The organism is Bifidobacterium criceti, from assembly GCF_002286935.1.
GTDB lineage: Bacteria > Actinomycetota > Actinomycetes > Actinomycetales > Bifidobacteriaceae > Bifidobacterium > Bifidobacterium criceti.
In genome coordinates, this window is record NZ_MVOH01000015.1 from 106,776 (window position 1) to 127,796 (window position 21,021).

General features: G+C 61.4%; 16 protein-coding genes and 2 tRNA genes. 17 read left to right on the forward strand and 1 reads right to left on the reverse strand.

Annotated features, from left to right (window positions below; all coding sequences use genetic code 11):
* Positions 1-110: 110 nt before the first annotated feature.
* The 14 genes from B1526_RS07030 (at position 111) to glgX (ending at position 18,196) form a co-directional block, all read left to right on the forward strand.
* Positions 111-989 (forward strand): bifunctional methylenetetrahydrofolate dehydrogenase/methenyltetrahydrofolate cyclohydrolase, encoded by an 879-nt coding sequence (locus tag B1526_RS07030; protein ID WP_095615408.1) that lies wholly within the window; start codon positions 111-113, stop codon positions 987-989.
* A 203-nt stretch (positions 990-1,192) separates the two neighbouring features.
* Entirely contained in the window at positions 1,193-2,674 is a 1,482-nt protein-coding gene (gene rpsA / locus B1526_RS07035) for a 30S ribosomal protein S1 (protein ID WP_024541270.1), read from the forward strand.
* A 145-nt stretch (positions 2,675-2,819) separates the two neighbouring features.
* The gene (coaE, locus tag B1526_RS07040) at positions 2,820-3,434 is read left to right on the forward strand and encodes a dephospho-CoA kinase (protein WP_235607096.1); all 615 of its coding nucleotides are present in this window, start codon (positions 2,820-2,822) and stop codon (positions 3,432-3,434) included.
* Between the two features lie 8 nt (positions 3,435-3,442).
* The gene (gene uvrB / locus B1526_RS07045) at positions 3,443-5,554 is read left to right on the forward strand and encodes an excinuclease ABC subunit UvrB (RefSeq protein ID WP_095615349.1); all 2,112 of its coding nucleotides are present in this window, start codon (positions 3,443-3,445) and stop codon (positions 5,552-5,554) included.
* Positions 5,555-5,642: 88 nt separating this feature from the next.
* Entirely contained in the window at positions 5,643-6,620 is a 978-nt protein-coding gene (locus tag B1526_RS07050) for a TerC family protein (RefSeq protein WP_095615350.1), read from the forward strand.
* A gap of 166 nt (positions 6,621-6,786) precedes the next feature.
* Complete coding sequence (gene pyk, locus B1526_RS07055) at positions 6,787-8,229, forward strand: pyruvate kinase (protein WP_095615351.1); 1,443 nt, start codon at positions 6,787-6,789, stop codon at positions 8,227-8,229.
* 140 nt (positions 8,230-8,369) lie between these two features.
* Positions 8,370-8,446 (forward strand) — tRNA-Leu (locus tag B1526_RS07060).
* A 589-nt stretch (positions 8,447-9,035) separates the two neighbouring features.
* The gene (locus B1526_RS07065; RefSeq protein WP_095615352.1) at positions 9,036-9,275 is read left to right on the forward strand and encodes a hypothetical protein; all 240 of its coding nucleotides are present in this window, start codon (positions 9,036-9,038) and stop codon (positions 9,273-9,275) included.
* Positions 9,276-9,842: 567 nt separating this feature from the next.
* Positions 9,843-10,439 (forward strand): NUDIX domain-containing protein, encoded by a 597-nt coding sequence (locus B1526_RS07075; RefSeq protein ID WP_095615354.1) that lies wholly within the window; start codon positions 9,843-9,845, stop codon positions 10,437-10,439.
* A gap of 195 nt (positions 10,440-10,634) precedes the next feature.
* Positions 10,635-11,414, forward strand: coding sequence for an ANTAR domain-containing response regulator (locus B1526_RS07080; protein ID WP_095615355.1), 780 nt, complete (start codon positions 10,635-10,637; stop codon positions 11,412-11,414).
* 118 nt (positions 11,415-11,532) lie between these two features.
* Positions 11,533-14,367, forward strand: coding sequence for a DNA polymerase I (gene polA, locus B1526_RS07085; RefSeq protein ID WP_095615356.1), 2,835 nt, complete (start codon positions 11,533-11,535; stop codon positions 14,365-14,367).
* 72 nt (positions 14,368-14,439) lie between these two features.
* Positions 14,440-15,360, forward strand: coding sequence for a Nif3-like dinuclear metal center hexameric protein (locus B1526_RS07090; RefSeq protein ID WP_095615357.1), 921 nt, complete (start codon positions 14,440-14,442; stop codon positions 15,358-15,360).
* Positions 15,350-16,003 carry an NUDIX hydrolase gene (locus tag B1526_RS07095; RefSeq protein ID WP_095615358.1) on the forward strand — a complete coding sequence of 218 codons (654 nt, stop codon included), beginning with the start codon at positions 15,350-15,352 and terminating at the stop codon, positions 16,001-16,003. The genes B1526_RS07090 and B1526_RS07095 overlap by 11 nt, the downstream gene beginning before the upstream one ends.
* Before the next feature lie 57 nt (positions 16,004-16,060).
* On the forward strand, positions 16,061-18,196 hold the full coding sequence (gene glgX / locus B1526_RS07100) for a glycogen debranching protein GlgX (RefSeq protein ID WP_201260140.1): 2,136 nt from the start codon (positions 16,061-16,063) through the stop codon (positions 18,194-18,196).
* A gap of 123 nt (positions 18,197-18,319) precedes the next feature.
* Here the strand turns inward: glgX and B1526_RS07105 are convergent, their stop codons facing one another.
* Entirely contained in the window at positions 18,320-19,567 is a 1,248-nt protein-coding gene (locus tag B1526_RS07105) for an ABC transporter permease (RefSeq protein ID WP_201260141.1), read from the reverse strand.
* 99 nt (positions 19,568-19,666) lie between these two features.
* Between B1526_RS07105 and B1526_RS07110 the strand changes: the two genes are divergently transcribed.
* From B1526_RS07110 to B1526_RS07120, 3 genes are all read left to right on the forward strand, one after another.
* Positions 19,667-19,740: transfer RNA gene (locus B1526_RS07110), tRNA-Pro, on the forward strand.
* Positions 19,741-19,871: 131 nt separating this feature from the next.
* Complete coding sequence (locus tag B1526_RS07115; protein WP_095615359.1) at positions 19,872-20,258, forward strand: transcriptional regulator; 387 nt, start codon at positions 19,872-19,874, stop codon at positions 20,256-20,258.
* A gap of 180 nt (positions 20,259-20,438) precedes the next feature.
* Entirely contained in the window at positions 20,439-21,020 is a 582-nt protein-coding gene (locus tag B1526_RS07120; RefSeq protein WP_235607097.1) for a peptidoglycan DD-metalloendopeptidase family protein, read from the forward strand.
* Position 21,021 lies beyond the last annotated feature (1 nt).

Here is a 21,021-nt window from a genome sequence, read left to right on the forward strand (position 1 = left end):
TGCTCACGGCCGTGACCCGCGTGCGCCGCGCCGGCGCACGCGCGTTGGCGCGGCGGTATCGTACGATACGGCAAGGCACATCGTTCCACGGCAATGAAGGGGTTTTCCTCATGGCAATGATACTCGACGGCAAAGCGGTCGCCGCCCGTGTGAAGGCGGATTTGGCAGAGCGCGTACGTGTCCTGCGTGCGAGGGGCATCGTGCCGGGTCTCGGCACCGTGCTTGTCGGCTCCGATCCCGGCTCGGTCAAATACGTCGCCGGCAAGCACCGCGACTGCGAGGAGGTCGGCATCGCGTCGATCCGCCATGAACTCCCCGCCGACGCGACGCAGCGGGAACTGCTCGACGTCATCGCCGAGCTCAACGCCGACCCCGCATGCACCGGCTACATCGTCCAGTTGCCGTTGCCCGGAGGCATCGACCAGAACGCCGTCATCGACGCGATCGATCCGGCGAAGGACGCGGACGGCATGCACCCCTACAATCTCGGGGAACTTGTCCTGCATACACGAGGCGCACTGACGACGCCGCTGCCGTGTACGCCGAACGGTGTGCTCACGTTGCTCGACCATTACGGCATCGACCTTGACGGCAGCGAGGTGTGCGTGCTTGGGCGCGGCATCACAATCGGCAGGACGATCGGGCTCATGCTCACACGCGCCGATGTGAACGCGACCGTCACGTTGTGCCACACCGGCACGAAGGACGTCGCCGCGCATATGCGTGAAGCGGATGTCATCATCGCCGCCGTCGGATCCGCCGGATTCGTCAAACCGGACGATGTCAAACCGGGGGCCGTGCTCGTCGACGTCGGGGTCTCGCGAGTCGCGGACGAATCGGGGCGCATGCGCATCCACGGCGACATCGACCACGGCTGTTATGACGTCGCCGGCGCGTATACGCCCAATCCAGGTGGGGTGGGGCCGATGACGCGCGCGATGCTGCTGCGCAATGTCGTCGAGGCCGCGGAACGCGCGGCGGGGGAATAGCGCGCGCCGGGCCGTTGGATATGGCGTGCGCATGTGGATGCGGTCCGCGGCGCACGGCGCGCCAGCAGGCGCGACACGCCCGAAATGATAAGGACGTGTTTGGGCATGGCTCGCGGTAGTCTTATCCTTTGACCGCGCGCGTGCGCGGCCGCGATAACTGAATATCGATATTATCCATCCACTATTTTGTAAGAACCACATTAATGGCAGAAAACAATAAGGAAGTCGAAAAGGTCGCCATCAACGATATCGGCACCGTCGATGACTTCATCAAGGCAGTCGATTCCACCATCAAGAACTTCGATGATGGTGATCTGGTTGAGGGCACGGTCGTCAAGGTCGACCACGATGAGGTCCTCCTGGACATCGGCTACAAGACCGAGGGTGTGATCCCCTCCCGCGAGCTTTCCATCAAGAAGGACGTCGACCCGGATGAGGTCGTCAAGGTCGGTGACACGATCGAGGCCCTTGTCGTCACGAAGGAAGACAAGGAAGGACGTCTCATCCTGTCGAAGAAGCGCGCACAGTACGAGCGTGCCTGGGGCGACATCGAGAAGATCAAGGAAGACGACGGCGTCGTCGAAGGCACCGTCATCGAAGCCGTCAAGGGCGGTCTCATCGTGGACATCGGTCTGCGTGGCTTCCTGCCGGCGTCGCTCGTCGAGATGCGCCGTGTGCGTGACCTGTCCCCGTACATCGGCCAGAAGATCAAGGCGAAGATCCTTGAGCTCGACAAGAACCGCAACAATGTCGTCCTGTCGCGCCGCCAGTACCTCGAGGAGACCCAGTCCGAAGTGCGCGAGACCTTCCTCTCGCAGCTCAAGAAGGGCCAGATCCGCGAAGGCGTCGTGTCTTCGATCGTCAACTTCGGCGCATTCGTCGACCTTGGCGGTGTGGACGGCCTCATCCACGTCTCCGAGCTCTCCTGGAAGCACATTGACCACCCGTCCGAAGTCGTCAAGGTCGGCGACAAGGTCACCGTCGAGGTGCTCGACGTCGATCTCGACCGCGAGCGCATCTCGCTGTCGCTCAAGGCGACGCAGGAGGATCCGTGGCAGCGCTTCGCCCGCACGCATGTGCCGGGCCAGATCGTCCGCGGCAAGGTCACGAAGATCGTCCAGTTCGGTGTCTTCATCTCCGTCGAGGACGGCATCGAGGGTCTCGTGCACATCTCCGAGCTCGCGAACCGCCACGTCGAGAACCCCGAGACCGTCGTCAAGCCGGGCGAAGAGGTCTTCGTCAAGGTCATTGACGTCGATCTCGATCGTCGCCGCATCTCGCTGTCGCTCAAGCAGGCCAACGACTCCGTCGACCCGGCTTCCGAGGACTTCGACCCGGCCCTCTACGGCATGCCGGCCGAGTACGACGAGGAAGGCAACTACAAGTATCCGGAAGGCTTCGACCCGAACACGAACGAGTGGATCGCCGGATACGAGAAGCAGCGCGAGGAATGGGAATCCCAGTACGCCGCCGCCCACGACCTGTGGGAGCAGCACAAGGAATTCGTCGCGAAGGAACTCGAGAACGCCGAGGCCTCGGCCGCCGAAGACGGCCAGAATGCCCCGAAGGAAGAGAAGGTCGAGGAGATCTCGAACTACTCGTCCGATTCCGAGTCCAACGGCACGCTCGCCGATTCCGATCAGCTCGCCGCCCTGCGTGAGCAGCTGCTGAACGAGAAGAAGTGAGCCCTAGCCGGCCCGGCTTCGTTACGGAGGCGCCATGCGCAACGCGCGCGTGGCGCCTCCTGCCATATACGACTCGACGAGGCAGGCATCGGCGCATATGGACCGAGAAGGAGGGATGATGCAGGGCATCGGAGGAGTATCGTGTATGCGCATCGCGCTCACCGGTGGCATTGCCGCGGGCAAAAGCACCGTCGCGGCGAGAATGGCTCAAGATGGTGCCGATGTGATTGACTATGACTTCCTCGCGCATATCCTGCAGGAACCATGCTCGCCGGCCATCAACCCGCTCGTGGGGGCGTTTGGCCCCGGTATTCTGGACGAGCGGGGTGGCGTCGACCGCCGTGCATTGGCCGAGCGCGTGTTCGGCGAGGGCGTGCCGCAAAGCGCGGTCGCCACGCTCAACGGCATCATGCATCCGCAAATCTATGAGCTTGCCCGCAATAGGGAACGGCGGATCGTGGGCGACGGCCGCAAACACGTCATCGTCCATGACATTCCGTTGTTGGGAGAGGTCATGGAATCGATTCCGTTCGCATTCGACGCCGTGGCCTGCGTTGTGGTGCCGGAAGATGTGCGTGTACGCAGGCTTGTTGATACGCGTGGCATGTCCGTCGAGGAGGCGCGCGTGCGTGTACGCGAGCAGGGCGATGACGCGTCCCGTCTGCGGTACGCCAATGTCGTCATCGATGCAACCCAGCCGTTAGAACAGATGTTCGATTATGTTGATACCCTCGTTGAGGAATGGTTCGACGAGGAGTAAGGATCGCCATGGGATTCAATATCGAGCGCACGAACAAGCCGTTCGTCGTCAAGTCGCCATACAAGCCTTCAGGGGACCAGCCCCAGGCGATCGAGGAACTCGCCACGCGCATCGAGAACGGCGAGAACGACGTCGTGCTCATGGGCGCGACCGGAACCGGCAAGACCGCGACGACCGCGTGGCTCATCGAACGGCTGCAACGCCCGACGCTCATCATCGAACCGAACAAGACGCTCGCCGCGCAATTGTGTGCGGAATTCCGTGAACTCATGCCCGACAACGCCGTGAGCTACTTCGTTTCGTATTACGACTACTACCAGCCCGAGGCGTACATCCCGCAGACCGACACCTACATCGAGAAGGACTCGAACATCAACGACGACGTCGAGCGGCTGCGGCACGCTGCGACGGCGAACCTGCTCACGCGCCGCGACTGCGTCGTCATCGCGACCGTCTCGTGCATCTACGGCCTCGGTACGCCGGAGGAGTATGCGGGACGCATGCTGTTCCTCAGGCAGGGCCAGCAGATCGACCGCGACCATCTGCTGAGGTTGTTCGTCGACATGCAGTACACGCGCAACGACATCGCGTTCACGCGCGGCACGTTCCGTGTGCGTGGCGACACCGTCGAGATCATCCCCGTCTATGAGGAGCTCGCCGTGCGCATCGAGTTCTTCGGCGACGAGATCGACCGCATCTCGATGCTGCATCCGCTCACCGGCGACGTCATCGGTGAGCAGGAGGAAGTGCACATCTTCCCGGCGTCGCATTATGTGGCGGGTCCCGAACGCATGGAGAAAGCACTCACATCGATCCAGCAGGAACTTGACGAGCGCGTCGCCGCATTGCGCAAGCAGGGCAAGGAGCTTGAGGCGCAACGCCTGACGATGCGTACGACGTATGACCTCGAGATGCTCTCGCAGGTCGGCGTGTGCTCGGGTGTCGAGAACTATTCGCGGCATTTCGACGGGCGTGCCCCCGGTACGCCGCCGCATACGCTCCTTGATTTCTTCCCCGACGATTTCCTGCTCGTCATCGACGAGTCCCATGTGACCGTTCCGCAGATTGGTGCGATGTACGAAGGCGACGCGAGCCGCAAACGCACACTTGTCGAACATGGCTTCCGCCTGCCGTCCGCGATGGACAACCGGCCGCTCAAGTGGCCTGAGTTCCTCGAACGTGTCGGGCAGACCGTCTACCTGTCCGCGACGCCCGGTGACTATGAGCTTGGTCTGTCCGACGGCGTCGTCGAGCAGATCATTCGTCCTACCGGACTCGTCGACCCGAAGGTCGAAGTACGTCCTGTCGACGGCCAGATCGACGACCTGCTCGCCGAAATCAAGGACAGGGTCGCGAAGCACGAGCGCGCGCTTGTCACGACGCTCACGAAGAAGATGGCCGAGGACCTCACCGATTATCTGCTCGAACGCGGCATCAAGGTCGAATACCTGCATTCCGACGTCGACACATTGCGCCGTGTCGAGCTGCTGCGCGAACTGCGCGAAGGCAAGATCGACGTCATCGTCGGCATCAACCTGCTGCGTGAGGGCCTCGATTTGCCTGAGGTCTCGCTCGTCGCGATCCTCGACGCGGACAAGGAGGGATTCCTCAGGTCCTACCGTTCGCTCATCCAGACGATCGGCCGCGCGGCGCGCAACGTCTCCGGAACCGTCATCATGTATGCCGACGATATGACCGCCGCGATGGAGAAGGCGATCGGGGAGACCGAGCGCCGCCGCGAGATCCAGATTGCCTACAACAAGGAGCACGGCATCGACCCCAAGCCGCTCATCAAGAAGATCAGCGACGTCAACGACATGCTCGCGAAGGAGGATGTCGACACGCAGACCCTCCTTGAAGGCGGATACCGCAATGCGGGCAAGGCCGGCAATTCACACCTCGGAGTCCCATCGGTGAGCGCGAAGGAAGCGGACCGCAGGCACGAGGAGATCCTCAAGGCCGGACTGCCGGCGCAGGACCTCGCAGACCTTATCCGCCAGCTGTCCGATCAGATGCACACCGCCGCCGAACAGCTCCAGTTCGAACTCGCCGCGCGCCTGCGCGACGAAATCCGCGACCTCAAGAAGGAACTGCGCGCGATGACCGAGGCCAAGCGCTGAGTGTGCCGGGGCCTCGCCGTCCATTGTGTGCGGCGCCGGCCGCCCATGAGCCGCACACCGTCGCCGACGCTCCGTAAGCTGGGTGCCTATGGCAGAAACCCCCCTCTCGTTCATGATCGGCACGTATGTTGTGCTCGCCGTCTTCTTCATCGTCGACCTCTTCATCCTCGGCCGGCGCCCGCATGTGCCGTCGACGAAGGAGTGCGTCCGGCACATCGCGTTCTTCGTCGCGATGGCGCTCGTCTTCGGTGGGCTCATCTGGTGGGTCGCGGGCGCGAAGCCCGCGGTCGAGTTCTATTCGGGATGGCTCACCGAGTATTCGCTGAGCATCGACAACCTGTTCGTGTTCGTCATCATCATGTCGAATTTCGCGGTGCCGAAGCAGCTGCAGAAATTCGTGCTGTCGGTCGGCATCACGATTGCGCTCGTGTTGCGCGGCGTGTTCATCCTTGTCGGCGCGGCGCTCGTCCAGCGGTTCACCTGGGTGTTCTTCCTTTTCGGCGCGTTCCTCATCTACACTGCGGTCAAGGTCGCGCGCGGCGAGGACGATGACGAGGAGTTCCATGAGAACGCGCTCATTCGCGCATTGCGTAAGGTGAGCCATATCACGAACGAATACGACGGGGAGCGGCTGCGCGTCACGAAGGACGGTGTGCGCTATTGGACACCGATGCTGTTCGTGTTCCTGACAATCGGCACGACCGACGTCATGTTCGCGTTCGATTCGATTCCTGCGATATTCGGGCTGACGAAGGACCCGTTCATCGTGTTCACGTCGAACGTGTTCGCGCTCCTTGGCTTGCAGCAGCTGTATTTCCTGCTCGGCGCGCTGCTCGACAAGCTTGTCTATCTTCCGGTCGGATTGTCGGTCGTGCTGGGATTCATCGGCGTCAAGCTTATCCTTGAGGCGCTCCACGGCAACACATTGCCGTTCATCAACGGGGGGCGGCCAATCACCGCGGTACCCGAAGTGCCGACATGGATGTCGCTCGCCGTCATTGTGCTCGCGATCGGCGGCGCGGCGATTGCGAGCGTCATCAAGATGCGTTCGGTTGAACGGGGATGATCTCGGCCGCCGCATGTACGTCGTGTTGACGACATGTCATGCGATACTTATGTGAGCGCTCACATATACTGCTTGGCGAAACCGCGCACAAGCGCCACGATGGAGTAAGCTGATAACGGCATTCGGGTCACACCGAAGAAATAACACAAAGAATAGGCAGGCATTCATGCGCAAAGCAAAGATCGTAGATACCATCGGTCCGGCGACCGAATCTCTCGAGAACCTCACCGCGCTCGTTGAGGCGGGAATGGACGTCGCTCGTCTCAACCGCTCGCACGGCACCCCGGAAGACCACCTCCGCGTCTACAACAACGTGCGCGAAGCCTCGAAGACGACCGGCCGTAACGTCGCGGTCCTCGTCGACCTGCAGGGGCCGAAGATCCGCTGCGGCTGGTTCAAGAAGAACGCCGAAGGCGAGGACAAGGTCCTGCTCAAGGAGGGCCAGGAGTTCATCATCACGACCGATGACGTCGAAGGCGACGAGCACATCACGTCCACGACGTTCAAGGGCCTGCCGGGCGATTGCCATCCCGGCGACCCGATCCTCATCGACGACGGCAAGGTCCGCCTTGAGGTGACGAAGGTCGAAGGCAACAACGTCCATACGAAGGTCATCGTCGCCGGCCCGGTCTCGAGCCACAAGGGCATCAACCTCCCTGGCGTCGCCGTCTCGCTGCCGGCGCTCACCGAGAAGGACGAGAAAGACCTGCGTTGGGCCATCCAGACCGGCGCGGACATCATCGCGATGTCCTTCGTCCGCTTCGCGACCGACATCGACCGCGCCCATGAGATCATGGACGAGGAGGGCCGCCGCATCCCGATCGTCGCGAAGATCGAGAAGCCGCAGGCGGTCGAGAACCTCGAAGACATCGTCAAGGTGTTCGACGGCATCATGGTCGCCCGTGGCGACATGGCCGTCGAGATGCCGTTCGAAGAGGTTCCGCTCGTCACGAAGCGCTGCATCGAGCTGTCCCGCCAGTACGCGAAGCCGGTCATCGTCGCGACCGAGGTCCTCGGTTCGATGGTGCATTCCCCGGTCCCGACGCGCGCTGAGGCGTCCGATTGCGCGAACGCCGTCCTCGACGGCACCGATGCGACGATGACGTCGAATGAGACCGCCGTTGGCGAGTATCCGACCGAGACCGTCAAGACGATGGCCCGCATCTCCGGATATGCGACCGAGCATGGCTTCGACCGCATCCCGAAGCTCAGGGACCTCGACATGTCGAGCACGGGCGCCGTCTCCTCGGCCGCCGTCGACCTCGCCGAGAAGCTCAACGCGAAGGCGATCGTCGCCTACACGCAGACCGGTTCGACCGTGCACCGCGTTTCGCGCGAACGCCCGGCGACGCCGATCTACGGTCTGACGACGAACGAGCACACCTACCACTGGCTCGCGCTCAGCTGGGGCACCGAAGGCCTCCTGCTTGACGAGGACTACCACGACATGTCCCGCAAGGACCTCATGATCTTCACCGACAAGGTGCTGCGTGAGGCGGGCAAGGTCTCCAACGGCGACAAGATCGTCGTCCTGAGCTCCGCGCAGGGCGATCATCAGCCGGGCCGCACCGACTCGATCTACGTGCACACCGTCGGCGCTTGCGACTGAGCGCATATCCGGCATGACCGGTGACCGCATATCGCATCAGATGGCCGCCCGTCCGCCAGTGGTGGATGGGCGGCCATCGCCTATCTGCGTGTCGTGCGGTGCCACCGGTATGGTATAGTTGCTCAATGTCGCCTTGCGACGCCCCTGTATCCCAATTGGTAGAGGAGACAGCCTCAAAATCTGTACAGTGTGGGTTCGAGTCCCACCGGGGGCACCAAAAGACGAGGGGCCGAGGAACGTTGGAAAACCAACGAACCTCGGTCCCTCGCATATCCGGCCGCACACCGGTTTGGACACGGTTTGGACACGATATACCGCAAAACTCAGAACGAATCCCCGGACTGGTGGTGATTTCCGCCGGTGCCATGCCATCTTCTTTCCTTCATCGAGATATGCATCGCAACTATGCTGTTATAGGTATGTTCATGCGCTGCGACGCGATACGAGTGGAGGTCTGGGGCTCCTTCTTCCTTGTGCAGTCTCGCGTTGAATGGTGATGGATGGGTTTTGGGGAGTTCATCATCAGGCGCATCAACATGCACTTCGATTGGATGGGTGCGAGGAGCGTCCTGTGGCACCTGGCGAAAGGCGAGAGCGAGGAGGCGGCGTGGGAGGTCGCGAGCGTCCCTGTTCCTCGGCCAGTTCCATGAGGTCGTGCTCACCGGATGGCGGCGCACGATACAGGAATGTGCGAAGAAGGATCCGCGTGCCATCGGCTGGCGGCTCGTGTCCGACGGGGGACCCGTGCGCGTTCTGCGCGAGGCTCGTCTCCCGCGGCCCCGTCTATCTGAGCGAGAAAAACAGCGTTGACGGCGGACACGCCAAGCGGCAAATACCATGCGCACTGCGGATGCGCCGTCGAGGTCGTGTACGGCGACCGGCAGCCCGCCGAACGGGAACAACAATGGATCGACGACTGCTACCGCGCCGCCGAACGGTTCCCCAACGGCGAGAAGACTTGGCAGAACATCCTGCCCATCATGCGCGAAAACGGCCGGTGCCGTGATTCGCCGACAAGAACGGCGACTCCATTGGAGAACCATTAGGCGTTCACAACGGGTGGATCCTTTATGATTTCACGCCTGCTGATTGCATCGAAGGCGGTTTCTCCGGAGTGCTGCAATTCATCGTCGTGAATGTGGACACAGGGGAGGCTCGCTATCAGACAGCAGATGAGATCGACACCGTGAACACACGTAAGATTCTTGATCATCTCGACCCGATACCAGAATAAGATCATCATTGCATTTTTCCCCATCGGCCAGTGGCTGGTGGGGATTTTTGTTGCCCGCAGGCCGGGCGCGAAACACACAACAGGAGAGGATGCCATCATGGCCGACAATCAGACCGAATCGCGGAGATCCGCGCGAAGCATCCGGCCCTGTCCGAGGACGACATGCTGGGGTGGTGCGGGTACGTTGCAATTATGAATACCCACGACCACCGGTTTTCGCAATCATATCCGATGGCGAGATGATGTGGGCACGGATTTGCGCATGCGCCATCACCACGCCGTTGTGGGGCGTACCATCCGCTGTTTTCCTCTCAACGGGAAGTCGGCGCCTGCACTCCATATACAATTAGGGGACAGTGTTTCAGCCGAAAGGAGCATCATGAGCAAGGAGACGTACCGCAGGTTCGATCCATGGCGCGCGGCGCCCGTCGTCGAGGAATCCCGTCAGATGGTATTGGGGGGGCATTACTTCACTGTGGACCAGGTGTCCTACGATTCGCGTGACATCGGGCATTTCGACCGGTATATCCTGCACAAGAACAATGGTGATTCGGTGGGTGTCATCGGCCTGACCGACGATGGTCTCATCCCGCTCATCGAACAGTACCGCGTCGCCGTGCACCGTTGGACGCTTGAGATCCCGGCGGGACATGCGATTCGCCAGGGGGAGCGGCCGATGGAGGTCGCGCAGCGCAAACTCACCGAGGAAGTCGGCTATACGGCCGCGCATCTGACGCAATTCTGCAGGTTCATCAACACGCCAAGCTATTCGACTCAATACACGGCGTTGTTCTTCGCGTCCGGACTCACGCCGGCGTCCGCCGATGAGGCGCCTGAGGACCTGCGGTCCTCGGTGCGGTATTTCACGCCGGAGGAGGCGTACAAGATGGTCATCAACGGCACGATCCTCGACGCCAAATCGATCATCGCGATCCAACGCGTCTACGAGTCGCCGAACCATATGGTGCAGGACTGACCCACGATACGCGACGCACGATGCGCATGCAACGATGTGCGCTATACTGCATAAGGATATCGACGTCGCCGTCCGCCCGCGTGGCAGACGAGGATGTGTGAGCGTCCGTCGCATGGGTGGGCGTCGATGAGACCGACTGTACGCGCCATGCCACAAGCTGGGCATGGTCGCCAACGCGAAAGAGACACAGGACGGATGACACTGCAGGAAATGGACAAGGAACACGAAGAGGCGGTCCTCACGGAAGAGGAGCTCGACACGCTCGCCAAGGATGACGGAACCGAGCAGGACAACGCCGACGAACAGGCACAGACGGAGGAACGCAAACCCACCGTCGTCGTCGCCGAAGACGAATCGGTCAACCGCATGGACCTCGTCGCGATGCTCGAAGACAACGGCTACGACGTCGTCGGACAGGCGGCGAATGGTGAGGAGGCCATCGCCCTCACCCGTGAACTCAAACCGGACGTCGTCTGCATGGACGTCAAAATGCCGCATATGGACGGCATCACCGCGGCGGGCGTCATATGCGATGAGAACATCGCACCCGTCGTCATGCTCACGGCGTTCTCGCAGATCGACCTCGTCAAGCAGGCGATCGGCGCCGGCGCGATGGCATATGTGACGAAACCATACGAGGAATCGAAACTGCTCCCGGCGCTCGCCGTCGCGATGGGACGCTTCGCCGAGATCAACGAACTGCTTGACAGCGTCGAACGCAACGAGGCCGAACTCAAGGACACGCAGGCCAAACTCAAGGACACCGAGGAGCAACTCAAGAAGACGCAGGACACGCTTGAGGAGCGCAAACTCGTCGACCGTGCGAAGGGCCTGCTCATGGACAAGGCGAACTTCTCCGAACAGGGCGCGTTCCGTTGGATCCAGAAGACATCGATGGACCAGCGCATTCCGAAGAAGCGCCTCGCCCAGGCCATCATCGAGAAATACGGCGACGACGATTCGGACAAGGACTGAACCGGACCCATCCCGACACATCGCGGGTGCACGAGTGCCACTGCGGCTTCGCGCACCCGCGATGCCGTTTCCGGAGCGTCAGCTCCACCATCCCATCCCCAAACATGATCGGACATCCATGGAATCCCCAGCATCCAACCCCCGCGGCACCTTGCTCGTCGTCGACGGCCATTCGCTCGCGTTCCGCGCGTTCTACGCGCTTCCCGTCGAAAACTTCAGCACGAAGGAAGGGCAGGCGACGAACGCCGTCTACGGCTTCCTCACGATGCTCTCACAGGTCATCGAATCCGAACACCCCGACCATATCGGCATCGCGTTCGACGTCAAAGGCGGCACATTCCGCAACGAACTGCTGGGCCAGTACAAAGGCACACGCGAAGCGGCCCCCGAGGAGCTGCTCAGCCAGCTGCCGCTCATCCAGCAGGCGTTGACGGCGCTCGGCGTACGGTACATCGAAAAACAAGGATACGAAGGGGACGACGTCATCGCGACACTCGCGACGATGGGCGAACGCGACGGCTACAAGACACTCGTCCTATCGGGCGACCGAGACGCGTTCCAGCTCATCGACGACAACGTGACCGTGCTCTACCCGGGATACCATTTCAAAGACCTCAAACACATGGACCCGGCGGCTGTCGAGGAGAAATACCACGTCACACCGCGGCAATACCCCGACCTCGCCGCATTACGCGGCGAGACGTCCGACAACATCCCCGGCGTCCCCGGTGTCGGTGACGGCTTCGCCGCGAAATGGATCAACCAATACGGCGGACTCGACGGCATCATCGAGCACGCCGACGACATCGGAGGGAAGAAAGGGGAGGCGCTCCGGGCGAACATCGAACAAGTCAAACTCAACCGACGTGTCAACGCACTCGTACGCGACCTTGACCTCGGCGTGACAATCGACGACCTGGGATACGGGCACGTCGACGCCGACCTCATCGAACGGCTCTTCCGCGAACTGCAATTCGGCGAACGCACACGCAACAAACTGCTGACGACGTTCAACACCGGGGAGAATACGGCCGCCATCGCAACGCACGACCATACAATCCCACCAATCGTCGAACCACTCGTCGACGAACTGAAGGACACCGCATCATTCGAGATGTGGATCGACCAATACTGCCCCCAAGCGGACGCGACACCCGCACGCCATGACACAACGACCGACGTGACCGCCGAATACGAACGGCAGGGCACACAATGCGTGGACGCGGTACGGCATTCATGGACGCTGCATATCGACGGCGACGCGAAACCGGGACATGCGCGCGCACACACCGTTGCGATCATCGCAGGTGCCCATGCGGTCGCATTCGACCCACATGACGAACGCTACCACGACACACTGCAAGGACTCCTGACGACACATGCGTGCACACTGAGCGTCCACGGCTTCAAAGAGCATCTGCACATGCTCGCCGCCGCCGGACTCACATTGCCGACCGTGCTTTTCGACACGAACCTCGCCGGCTACCTCATCGACCCCGACTTCCAAGGGGGCACACTCGAAGAGTGCGCCGCCCATTTCCTCGCGGTGCACGTCGACGAACAGCGGGACGAACCACAACAGGGCACACTCGGATTCGAAGGGGAAGGCGAGGACGCCGACGACCGTGCACAGCGATGCATCGACAACGCCGCCGTTGTCGCGGCGCTCGCACGGCATCTCGCACCCGAACTCGAACGGCGTGAGCAATACCCGTTGCTGAGGGACATCGAACTGCCCATGTCCTATGTGCTGTTCCTCATGGAGGACACCGGCGCGAGCGTCGACCGTGCGCGTTTCGACGAGTTGTACACGCAATTCGCCGACGAATCGGCGCATATGGAGCAGATCGCCTATGAGGCCGCGGGACGTCCCGTCAATCTGCAGAGCCCCAAGCAGCTCGGCGTCGTGCTGTTCAAGGACATGGGGCTTGCGCCGACGAAGAAGACGAAGAAAGGGTCGTACACGACGAACGCGGCCGCGTTGCAGACCTTGTTCGCGACAAGCGAGGAAGGGTCGAAGGCGAACGAATTCCTTGGGGCGTTGCTGCGGCACCGTGAGACGAACAAGCTCAAGCAGATTGTGCAGACGCTCATCGATGCGATCAATCCTCACGACGGCCGCATCCATACGACGTTCACGCAGACGGTCACGGCGACGGGGCGTCTCAGTTCGGTCGATCCGAACCTGCAGAACATCCCGAACCGCAACGCCGCAGGACGTGAGATCCGTTCCGGATTCGTACCGGGCCCCGACTTCGTCGATCTGCTCAGCGCCGACTATTCGCAGGTCGAGCTGCGCATCATGGCGGATCTGTCGGGCGATGACGCCCTCATCGAGGCGTTCAAGTCGGGCGCCGATTTCCACAAGTACGTCGCGAGCCTCGTCTTCGGCATCCCGGTCGACGACGTGACACCGGACGAACGCAGCCGCGTCAAGGCGATGAGCTACGGGCTCGCCTACGGGCTGAGCACATACGGATTGTCCAAGCAGCTCGGCATTTCGAACGCCGAGGCGACGAAACTGCGCGACCAGTATTTCGAGACCTTCGGTGAAGTGCACGAATACCTCGAATCCCTTGTCGCGCATGCGCGAAGGACTGGCTATACGGAGACGATCTTCGGACGCCGCCGGTATTTCCCCGACCTCAACTCCCCGAACCGTCAGCTGCGTGACGCCGCGGAGCGTGGCGCCCTCAATGCGCCGATCCAAGGGTCGGCGGCCGACATCATGAAGATCGCGATGATCCGCGCCGAGCGTGCGTTGCGCGACGCGCACTGCAGAAGCCGCATCGTGCTGCAGATCCATGACGAACTCGTCGTCGAGCTCGCCGCCGGCGAGGTCGACGAGGTGACGGCGCTCGTCAAGGACGCGATGGAGCACGCTGTCGACCTCGCCGTGCCGCTTGACGTGTCGACGGGCGTCGGCGCCGATTGGCAGCGTGCGGCCCACTGATACCATGTCTTGGACGGCCGACGGAATCAAAGGACTTAAAAATATGCAGTACCTTACGGAAAGGAAGCTTTAATGCCTAGCCTCAAACAGGTCGTCGACGTGCTCGAGACATTGTATCCACTGCGATATGCGGAATCATGGGACCATCCGGGACTCATCGTCGGAGACCTCACCGATCCGGTGGATTCGATTGTGTTCGCGGCCGATCCCACGGTTGATGTCATCGAGGACGTGATCGCGGGAGGCGCGCAATTGCTTGTCTGCCACCACCCATTGTTCTTCCGCGCCGTGCACGAGGTATCCGGTCTCACGTTCCGTGGCGACATCGTCGCGCGTCTGTACCGTGCCCACTGCGCGTTGTGGGTGGGACATACGAACGCCGACGCCGCCTGGCGGGGCGTCGGCATGGCAGCGGCAGACGCGTTTGGGATCATCGACCAGGTGCCGATGGTGCCGATCGAGGATGCGAGCACGGCACACGCCGTCGGTTTGGGCAGAGTGGGCCGTCTCGCCGAGCCAATGCCGCTGCGCGCGTTCGCCGAACGTGTCGCCGCTGCGCTGCCGGCGACACGCTACGGCATCCAGGTCGCGGGCGACCTCGACGCCCCCGTGCAGACGGTCGGCGTACTCCCAGGCTCGGGAGACTCATTGTTCCGCGAAGTCAACGCACTCGGTGTCGATGTCTATGTGACGAGCGACCTCAGGCATCATCCGGCGACCGACGAACAGCAGGAGAGCATCTATGAGGCCGCGATGCGCGCCGATGGCATCACCCTCGGGCATGGTGACGCGCACATGCGGCCCGCGCTCATCAACACCCCCCACAGCGCAATCGAATCGATGTGGTTCGCCTATGCGATGCACGATGTGCCGCAGGCCATCGAGATCGCGACAGGCGAACGCCCACACGTACGATGGAACAAAACGAACACCGACCCCTGGGACCTGAGCCTGGGGGCGAACTTCACGATGGGGGACACCGATGGACGCTGAACATGCACAGTCCACACGCGCACAGCTCGACATCCGTTTCGACGGAACGTCCGACGGCATCGACATGGATGTCCCTGCGCGCATCGTCGATGTCGAAACGACATATCGCGGCGCGATATTCGACGTCGAGGACCGCACAATCGCTCTCACACGCAACGATGGTGGCGAAACGCTCATCCGTCGGCAGGTCATCGTCCATGCGCCATGCGTCGTCATGCTCGTCCACGACACGCGCACCGACCGCTATCTTGTCGAACGCGAATACCGTGCGGGCGCGAACATCTACACAATCGGATTGCCGGCCGGGCTCATCGACGACGGCGAGGATCCGCGTGAGGCCTCGCTGCGCGAACTACGTGAGGAGACGGGCGTCATCCCCGACGGGGACATCACCTTCGACACCGCAGGCGACTACTACTCGTCGGAGGGCATGACGGACGAGCTCGCGCATATCGCCGTCCTCCACCTCGATGGCTGGCGTCAAGGCGAATGTCGGTTCGACGCCGACGAACATGTCGAATCGGCATGGGTTGATTGGGACACGCTCATGTCGCTGCCGATCACGGCGTCGAACTCGATCATCGCGATCCAACATGAGCGAATGCGCCGCCTCGAACGCGAACGCGGATGCGCGCGCGCGTGAATGGTCATCCTTCGATACCATCAGTGAACGAAACGAGGATGTGCGATACTGTAAACCATGCAGACAAGACCTGGCTCCATGTACCCGCTCGGAGCAAGCTACGATGGAGCGGGTGTCAATTTCGCACTGTTCTCACGTATGGCCGACAAAGTCGAACTGTGCCTGTTCGATGAACAGGACAACGAGACACGTGTCGAACTGACGGAACAGAATTCATTCGTATGGCATATCTACATCCCGGGCATCCAACCCGGGCAGCGGTACGGATACCGTGTCTACGGGCCGTACAATCCGCACAACGGCGAATGGTGCAATCCGAACAAACTGCTCCTCGACCCCTACGCAAAGGCGATCGAAGGCAATATCGACGGTGACGAGAGCCTGTATTCGTACTGGTTCAACGACGCCGACAACCCCGACAACATGAACGACCTCGATTCGGCGGGGCATACGATGAAATCGGTCGTGGTCAACCCATTCTTCGATTGGGACAACGACCAGCATCCGAACATCCCATACTCCGATTCGGTCATCTACGAAGCGCATGTGCGCGGCATGACGAACCTCAACAAGAGCGTGCCGCCCGAAATCCGCGGCACGTATGCGGGACTCGCGCATCCGAGCGTCATCGCCTACCTCAGGCAGCTCGGCATCACGGCGATCGAACTCATGCCGATCCACCAGTTCATCAACGACCCCTTCCTGCAGGACAAAGGGTTGAGCAACTACTGGGGATACAACACGATCGGGTTCTTCGCGCCGCACAACGCGTATTCAAGCCAAGGGCAGCGCGGCGAACAGGTCAACGAGTTCCGTTCGATGGTCAAGGCATTCCATGCGGCGGGCATCGAGGTCATCCTCGACGTCGTCTACAACCACACCGCCGAAGGCAACGACAAAGGACCGTCGCTGAGCTTCAAAGGACTCGACAACCTGTCCTACTACCGTCTCGTCGACAACGACAAACTGCACTATTTCGACACGACGGGCACCGGCAATTCACTGCTCATGCGTTCGCCGCAGACGCTGCAACTCATCACCGATTCGCTGCGGTACTGGGTGCAGGAGATGCACGTCGACGGATTCCGCTTCGACCTCGCCGCGACGCTCGCACGGCAGTTCCAGGAGGTCGACAAGTTGTCCGCGTTCTTCGACATCGTCGAACAGGATCCGGTCATCTCCCGTGTCAAACTCATCGCCGAACCGTGGGACCTCGGCTCCGGCGGCTACCAGGTCGGCGGTTTCCCGCCGAACTGGTCGGAATGGAACGGCCGCTACCGTGATTGTGTCCGTGATTTCTGGCGTTCCCAGCCGGCGACACTCCCTGAATTCGCGAGCCGCATCATGGGCAGCTCCGACCTCTACCAGCACAACGGACGCAAACCGGTCGCATCGATCAATTTCATCACCGCGCACGACGGATTCACGATGAACGACCTTGTGAGCTACAACAACAAGCACAACGAGGCGAACGGCGAAGGCAACCGCGACGGCGAGAACAACAACAGCTCGTGGAATTGCGGCGTCGAAGGACCGACGACGATTCGCGACGTCAACGAGCTGCGGCACCGGCAGATGCGCAACATGTTCTCGACGCTGCTGTTCAGCCAAGGCATCCCGATGATCTGCGGCGGCGATGAGGTGTGCCGCACACAGCTCGGCAACAACAACGGATACTGCCAGGACAACGAGATCTCATGGACGCACTGGGACCTCAAGGACTACCAGCGCGAGATGTGCAATTTCGTCTCGAAGCTCATCCATCTGCGCCTCGACCATCCGGTGCTCCACCGCCGCAGATTCTTCACCGGCCGCGAGGCGGACATGGCCGCAGACGCGTTGCCCCAAGTCGAATGGTTCGACCACAACGGCTCGATCATGGATCTTGAGGCATGGCAGAACACGCATGCGCTGTCGATCATGGTGTTCCTCAACGGCGGTGACATCCCGGAGACCGACTGGTACGGCAACACGATCGTCGACAACGATTTCATCCTCATCTTCAATGCCCACTACGAACCGATCATGTTCACGCTTCCCGACGAACGGTATGGGCGCAAATGGAAACTCGTCGTCGATACGCACAATCCCGACGGCCCCGAACTCAACTATGAGGCGGGATTCGCGATCACCGCGCAGTCACGCAGCTTCCTGCTGCTCAAAAGCGATGACAAGACCGAACGCGCGCTCTGAGCACGAGGGCCTTGGGTGAAAACCCAGGTGAAAAGATGACCGTGGTCTGTCGGTACGGCGACGCCCCGGGACAATCGATTGTCCCGGGGCGTCGCCGTACCGACAGACCACGGTCATGGCGCATCATTTCGCGAGCTGCGCGGCCGCCTCGTTCTGTTTGTCATGCGCCGCGACCTTCGCCGCAAGCGTGGGGGATGCGGTGTCGGTGAGGATTGTGTTGAACCCGATGCTTTTCTCATCGTCGACAAGTTCGTCGAGTTCGGACGAATCGACGACATCATGGGCGATGAGCTCCTGCTGGATGCGGTCCGCTTCGATCGCGGCGATCTGCCGCGAAAATCCGATGAACCATCCCAGGAAGAGCATCGCGGCGAGCGCTTCGACGTTCGTCAACGTATTGTCCCCTTTGAGCCATGCGATGCCGGCAAGCGCGCATATGACGAGCGCGATATCGGAGATCGCATAGAACGCCTTGCTCAGCTGCGGCGCGAGCCACGGGAGGGCGACGAGCAGCACGAACATGACGCACGGCATGCCGCGTGCGAACACATTGTGCAGGATCGGGTGCGGGGTGTAGCGGAACGTGCCGATGCCGATGAACGCGATCCCCGAAAGCGTCAGCAGGACGGACAGGATGATGATGCGCACCTTGAACTTCGGGATGCGGTAGGAGACGTCGGGTGTGCGGATGCCTATCGTGCCGTCGGGGCGTGCGACCTTGTACGTCGTGATGAGCTCGGATATCGCGAAATACGTGATGATGATGATCGACAGTCCGCCGAAGATCAGTGTGATGTTGAACATGCTCGCTGCGAACGTCGTGCGGTCGCCGAGTTCGGAGAAGTTGTTCTTGAACCAGTGTGGGTCGTTCGTCGTCGAACATGCGGTGCCGACGCCCGCGATCACGAAGAACGGCAGCAGCGACGCGAGCGTCTTCGCGTTCATCAGTTCCGCCTGCACGAACGTGATGTAGCCGCATACGCCGGCGAGCGTCGCCGTGAGCGCCGGCAGGTACATCTCGAAGATGACCTTTCCCATCATCGAATTGAGCACCCAGAACAACGTGTAGCTTGTCAGGAACAATGTGACCGCGTAGACGAAGGACAATGCGATGATCTCGAACGCGCGGCGCATGTGGACCGCCCACATGACGTGTTTGTTGAGCATGCCGATGCGGTGCGTGTACCCGGTGATGAACGATACGACGCCGCATGCCGCGACGAGGGCAGCGGAGGCCATGAACCGGCGTTGCGACAATTGCCAGAACGCGGGCGCCCTGTGCAGGTAGACCAGGATTGCGATGCCGCCGACGACCGCGCAGCAGAAGAAGGAGATGAGGCCCGCGGATTCGGCCTTCTGGTGACGTTTCATGGTAACCCTTTCGATACGACACTCCATATTGTATCGAAGTGACCATGATCCGTGGTATCATCTCTTTTTGTGCTCGAAGACGAATGTCTTCGGCCGATTCGGGCTGTGGCGCAGTTTGGTAGCGCGTCTGCTTTGGGAGCAGAATGTCGCAGGTTCAAATCCTGTCAGCCCGACGGTGAGCCCCGCCATTGACGCTTTGGTCGTCGCGTGGCGGGGCGTTTTGCATCTCATGTGCGTCCGGCGTTCCTTCCCGGCATCGGACAAGGCGGTGCGGCGCGTGCGGAGGCGGGGGAGGAGCTTCATCATGAGTACGAACACAGATGACCGGCATGCACTCGAGCAGATCGCGGATGAGCCGGACAACGAGCAGATCGCGTATTTTCGCAAACCGTTCATGGTCGTCTGGGCCGCTGTCCAGGAATCTTCGTCCGAGCTCGTCGAGGATTATGGCCTCTCTCCGGAACTCGCCCAGCTGTGGGTTGCGGAACGGTTGCGTCAAGTAGCTGATTCACTTGTCGACCGCCTCGCCGAACGTGCGGTGGCGCATGGCATGAGCAAATCGAATGTCTCGCGGGCGACGTGCGCGAGTCCGACGAATGCGTTACGCAGGTTCCCGCGGTTGCGCGATCTGGATGAGGGGCGTATTCCCGGGCGCATGCTCATCGACGATGTCCTCGATTCGCTTGATTGAAGACGAGGGTGGACGCGTTATTGTTGCATATGCTACCGGTATCCACAGTGATGATGCCTGTTTGACTGCGACACGCCGTATCCAGGGGCCGTCCGTACACATACCTTCGTCGTGATGGACAGCGGCATACGCTGCGTCGGATAGTGGAACCGACGATCCACGATCCGAAGGAGGAAGCGTATGGGACAATACGAACAAGCGGCACACATCCGCCGGGCGAAGCGGAGGAAGCGTATCGAGGCGATGCGCGGCCGTATGCGCCGCAACGCACTCGTATCGGTGACGATGCTCGTCGTATCGGCGTCGGCGCTTGCCGTGGGTGTGCGGGAGACCGGCTGCGCCCATGCCGACGATGGATGCGCACCCGCGATGGTCATGCCGGTCAAGGGAGGCATTGTTGCTTCGGCGTTCGACGGGCCTGCCCAGGTATGGCTTGCCGGACATAGGGGCATCGACATCGAGGCGCAGGAGGGGACGACGCTTGTCGCGCCTGTGGACGGTTCGATCAGTTTTTCAGGCAAGGTCGCAGGCAAATCGGTCGTCAGCATCGTGCACGGCGCATGGACGTTGACCTTCGAACCGGCGGTCACATCACTCGTTGTCGGCTCGAGGGTTCGTCGCGGCGAGCCGTTCGGCACCGTGTCTGGAACAAGTGACCATTGTGACGGCACATGCGTGCACTGGGGCATGCGTGCTGCGGGAAGGAGGTATGTCGACCCTGAACGATGGCTTCATGCGCAGCGCGTCATGCTCGTTGAATGAG